The following is a 4,422-nucleotide window of genomic DNA, read 5'->3' as shown; positions in this document are numbered from 1 at the left end:
GACAGGCTGCCGCTGGTGGTTGCGGGCACCGGCATGCAGGACGCGATCCTGGAACTGTCGCGCAAAGGGTTTGGCTGCGTCGCGATCACCGATGTCGACGGTGCGCTGGTCGGCATCATCACCGATGGCGACATCCGCCGTCACATCGGCAGCAATCTGCTGGCGATGACGGTGGATCAGGTGATGACAAGAGGTCCGAAGACCGCGACGCCGGACACGCTGGTGGCAACGGCGCTGCAGACGATCAACAATTCAGCCATCACCAGCCTGATGGTGGTGGAGGGCCGGAAACCAGTCGGCCTCATCCACCTGCATGATCTGCTGCGTATCGGCGCCGCCTGAACGTTCAGACCGCCTCGACGGTCAGTTCCAGATCCGTATCGGCCGCACCCGTCACGCGCACTTGCGTGCCGGCCGGCAGGTCAGGGCCGGAGACACGCCACAGTGTGTCGCCCAGCTTGATGCGGCCGCGCCCGTCACGGATCGGTTCGGCAAGTGTCGCCATCCTGCCGACCATCTGCGCGCCGCGCCGGTTGAGCAGCGGCTGATCGGTCGCGTCGTTGCGGCTGCCGACCAGCTTCTTGCCGACATAGGCCGAGACCAGCGACAGCGCCAGGAAGGCGAGGACCTGGACCTGCCATGTCCAGAAGCCGGTGTCCCAGATCAGCAGCGACACAGCGCCGATGATCAGCGCGGCGATGCCGATCCACAGCATGAAGATACCCGGCGCGATGATTTCCATCACCAGCAGGACGAAACCGAGAACCATCCAGTTCCACGGGCCGAGTTCGGAAACGATGCGGTCGATCATTGGTTTCGACCTCAGTTGTCGGTTGGGCGAACGACCGGCGGGCGCGCGGCCTGCCTCTGCGAGCCGGTCGTGCCCTCGCTGCGGAAGACTTCCTTGGCGATCTCGCCAATGCCGCCGAGCGAACCGATCAGCGACGATGCCTCGAAGGGCATCAGCACGATCTTGCTGTTGGTCGCAGTGCCGATCTTGCCCAACGCTTCGGTGTATTTCTGGGCAACGAAGTAGTTCAGCGCCTGCACATCGCCTTTGGAGATCGCTTCCGACACAACCTGGGTGGCGCGGGCCTCCGCCTCGGCCGAACGTTCGCGCGCCTCGGCATCGCGGAAGGCGGCTTCCTTGCGGCCTTCGGCCTCGAGGATCTGCGACTGCTTGAGGCCTTCGGCGGCAAGGATCTGGGCGCGCTTGTTGCGTTCCGCGGTCATCTGCCGGCCCATCGATTCGATAAGGTTGGCCGGCGGGTTGATGTCCTTGATTTCGACGCGGGTGATCTTGATGCCCCACGGGTGGGCCGCTTCGTCGACGACGCGCAGCAGGCGCTCGTTGATGGCGTCGCGGTTCGACAGGAGTTCATCGAGATCCATCGAACCCATGACGGTACGGATGTTGGTCATCGTCAAATTGAGGATGGCGTTCTGCAGGCCGGAAACCTGGTAGGCGGCCTGAGCGGCGTTGAGGATCTGGAAAAAGGCGATGCCGTCGACACCGACAATGGCGTTGTCGCGGGTGATGATTTCCTGGCTTGGAACGTCGAGCACCTGCTCCATCATGTTCATCTTGGCGCCGATGCGGTCGATGAACGGGTAAATGAAATTGAGACCCGGGCTCAGTGTCTTGGTGTAACGGCCAAAGCGCTCCACCGTATAGTTGTAGCCTTGCGGGATTGTCCTGATGCCTTTGATCAGCAGCACCAATACCAGAAGGGCAAGTGCACCAACCGCAATATCGAAACCACTGAAATCCATTTGGCTCTCCCTCAGACGAAGGCCGCACAAGCCATTCTCGCGCGGCCGACTTCACCAAAGACTTAAGTGTGTTTCAGATGCGTTACAATCAGGTGATGACGGATTGTTTGCGGGTGCGATCAGCGGTTGAAGGCAAACAATCTTGCATCCGTGTCCTCCAGCCCGTTGATCGAAGCCGGGACAATCTCGGAAGCGATCTGCGAGAAGGTGATGCCGTTGCCGCCGTAGCCCATCACTGCATAGATGCGCGGGTGGCGGGGAATGGCGCCGATATAGGGCAGGCCGGTGGTTGTGGTGCCGAACGAACCGGTCCAGGCAAAATCGGGCCTGGTGTCGAGATGCGGAAATACCAGGCCGAGCTCCTCGGCGATGCGTGTGCTCTTGTCGGCGATCAGCTCGTCGCGCCGCGCTTCGTCGACAAAATCCTCGTCCTCGCCGCCGCAAATGACCCGGCCGTCGATCGTCGTGCGCATATACAGATACGGCTCCGACGCTTCCCAGATGAACGCTGCGTCCGGCCAGAGCTTTCGCGGTTGCGGGCATGTTGCGATCGCCCATGTCGAGATGATCCGGTGGGCCGCGGCCGGCACGATCTCCACAAGTTCGTAGCCGGTGGCCAGAACAACATGTCGCGCGGTTATGGTCGGGCCATCCCTGGTCGCGACGACAACAGCTTCGGCGCTATCCTCGATCACTGTCGCGTCGACGGGGGCGTAGAAGCGAGCCTTGCGCTGAAGGGATTTCAGCAGCAGCCCAGCCGTCAGCTTACGCGGGTCGAGCGCGATGTTGCCGTGGCTGAGAATGGCGCCTTCGCGGTCGATGCCGAATGTCTCCGCCAGCGGCGCCGGCGTCAGATAGGTCGCGGCGATGCCGGCTAGCCGCCGTGCCTTGGCCTCGTCGCGCAGTTCCGACGGACCAAGTATCGTGCCAGACAGATAGAGCGACGGCGCCCGGCTCAGGCCACAGTTGATGCCGAGTTCGGCGATGCGTCCGGCGAGATTGGAGACGGCGAGCCGCGAGCGCCGCCAGGCCTGCTGCGCCGAGGCTCTGCCGACCATCTTCGAGAGCGTGGAGAGAGGCTGGTCTATTTCGAATGCCACCAGTGCGGTGGTTGCGGCCGTCGAGCCCTTCAGCGGACCGCGCCGGTCGATACAGATCACCCGATGGCCATCGGCCGTCAGCGCCTCGGCCATCATGGCGCCGCTGATGCCCATGCCGACGACCAGCACATCTGCCTTGACGTCCCGGACCAGGCCGTCCGTCGGCACCGCAGGCGCGCGATAGGCTGACCAGACGGGCTGGCCAGTTCTGAGGTCGAGTTTGCGGGACATCGCATTCTCCGGCGGCGCGCCTTAACGCCCCGGAGCTTGTGTTGTTCCGGAGTTAGAGCGGCGAGCTGCTCTAACTCCCGTTGACGAAATTCCCAAGGGAAAGCGCTATTCGCTTTTCCCGGGAAAACCGTTTCACACTTTTCCTGGAATTTCTCCTAGACCCAGCCAGACAGTTCGCGCCGCACCATCGCCTCGATCACCGCCATCCCCTCCGCGCTGTCGTTGAGGCAAGGGATATGGGCGAAATTCTTGCCGCCGGCATGGTGGAAGGTTTCGGCCGCCTCGCGGCCGATCTCATCCAGCGTCTCGATGCAGTCGACGGAAAAGCCGGGATTGACGACGGCGATCGACTTGACGCCGTCCTGTGCGAGTTTCTCCACCGTCTTGTCGGTATAGGGTTGCAGCCATTCCTGCGCGCCGAAGCGCGACTGGAAGGTGATGATCAGTTTCCTGTCATCCCAGCCGAGCCGTTCGCGCAACAGCCGCGTCGTCTTCTGGCAGTGGCAATGATAGGGATCGCCCTTCTCGAAATAGGGTTTTGGAATGCCGTGATAGGAGGTGATGACCACCTCCGGCTCGAAATCCAGCGTCGCCAGATGCCGTTCGATCGAACGCGCCAGCGCCTCGATATAGACCGGCTCGTCATAGTAGGGCGGCACGCTGCGGACGGCCGGCGCGCGGCGCATCTTCATCAGCGCGCGAAACAGCTGGTCGTTGGCTGTTGCCGTGGTCGTCGCCGAATATTGCGGATAGAGCGGAAACGAAAGAATGCGGTCGCAGCCCTGGTCGGCCAGACGCTGGGCAATGCTGGCGGTCGAAGGATTGCCATAGCGCATCGCCCAGTCGACGACGACATCAGGCAGGTCGCGCAGCGCTTCGGCCAGCTTTTCGGCCTGGGCACGGGTGTAGGTGCGCAGCGGCGACTCGTTCTTTTCCCGGTTCCAGATCCGGGCGTAATTGGCGCCCGACTTCTTGGGGCGCGTGGTGAGCACAAGTCCATAGAGGATCGGATACCAGATCGCCCTGTTGAGCTCGATGACGCGCGGATCGGACAGGAATTCACGCAGATACCGCCACATCGGCTTGAAATCGGTGCCATCGGGCGTGCCCAGATTGACCAGCATGACGCCGATCTTGCCCGCCTTGACCGGCGGATGCCCAGCGGGCAACGGGCCGAGCGCTTTTGCGACCTTGGGATCGGCAGGGGTGGGAAGCGTCATAAGGGTTCTCCGGGAGACGCGAACCTAACCATCTTGCGCGCGCATTCAATGCAGCGTCTGGCCGCACCTTAAAGCGGATTGTCCGAATGGATTCAGAC

The 4,422-nt window shown here is 62.5% G+C and carries 5 protein-coding genes; 1 reads left to right on the top strand and 4 read right to left on the bottom strand.

The genetic code is table 11. The features are described from left to right. Positions 1-342: CBS domain-containing protein (locus ENZ74_RS23285; RefSeq protein ID WP_127313010.1), on the top strand; the 342-nt coding region annotated here is incomplete at its 5' end. 4 nt (positions 343-346) lie between these two features. On the opposite strand, the gene ENZ74_RS23280 is transcribed toward ENZ74_RS23285, so the two are convergent. The 4 genes from ENZ74_RS23280 to hemH form a co-directional block, all read right to left on the bottom strand. Beyond that, positions 347-811 carry an NfeD family protein gene (locus ENZ74_RS23280; RefSeq protein WP_127313009.1) on the bottom strand — a complete coding sequence of 155 codons (465 nt, stop codon included), beginning with the start codon at positions 809-811 and terminating at the stop codon, positions 347-349. Between the two features lie 11 nt (positions 812-822). Further along, positions 823-1,773 (bottom strand): SPFH domain-containing protein, encoded by a 951-nt coding sequence (locus tag ENZ74_RS23275; RefSeq protein WP_013529726.1) that lies wholly within the window; start codon positions 1,771-1,773, stop codon positions 823-825. Between the two features lie 119 nt (positions 1,774-1,892). Beyond that, complete coding sequence (locus ENZ74_RS23270) at positions 1,893-3,104, bottom strand: FAD-binding oxidoreductase (protein WP_063168947.1); 1,212 nt, start codon at positions 3,102-3,104, stop codon at positions 1,893-1,895. A gap of 155 nt (positions 3,105-3,259) precedes the next feature. Further along, on the bottom strand, positions 3,260-4,324 hold the full coding sequence (gene hemH / locus ENZ74_RS23265) for a ferrochelatase (protein WP_013529728.1): 1,065 nt from the start codon (positions 4,322-4,324) through the stop codon (positions 3,260-3,262). Between the last annotated feature and the right edge of the window lie 98 nt (positions 4,325-4,422).

Origin of the sequence: Mesorhizobium sp. M7A.F.Ca.CA.002.15.2.1, assembly GCF_003998715.1 — a bacterium.
GTDB lineage: Bacteria > Pseudomonadota > Alphaproteobacteria > Rhizobiales > Rhizobiaceae > Mesorhizobium > Mesorhizobium ciceri.
Note: the sequence above shows the minus strand (reverse complement) of the source record. Positions and strands in the feature narration are given on the sequence as shown.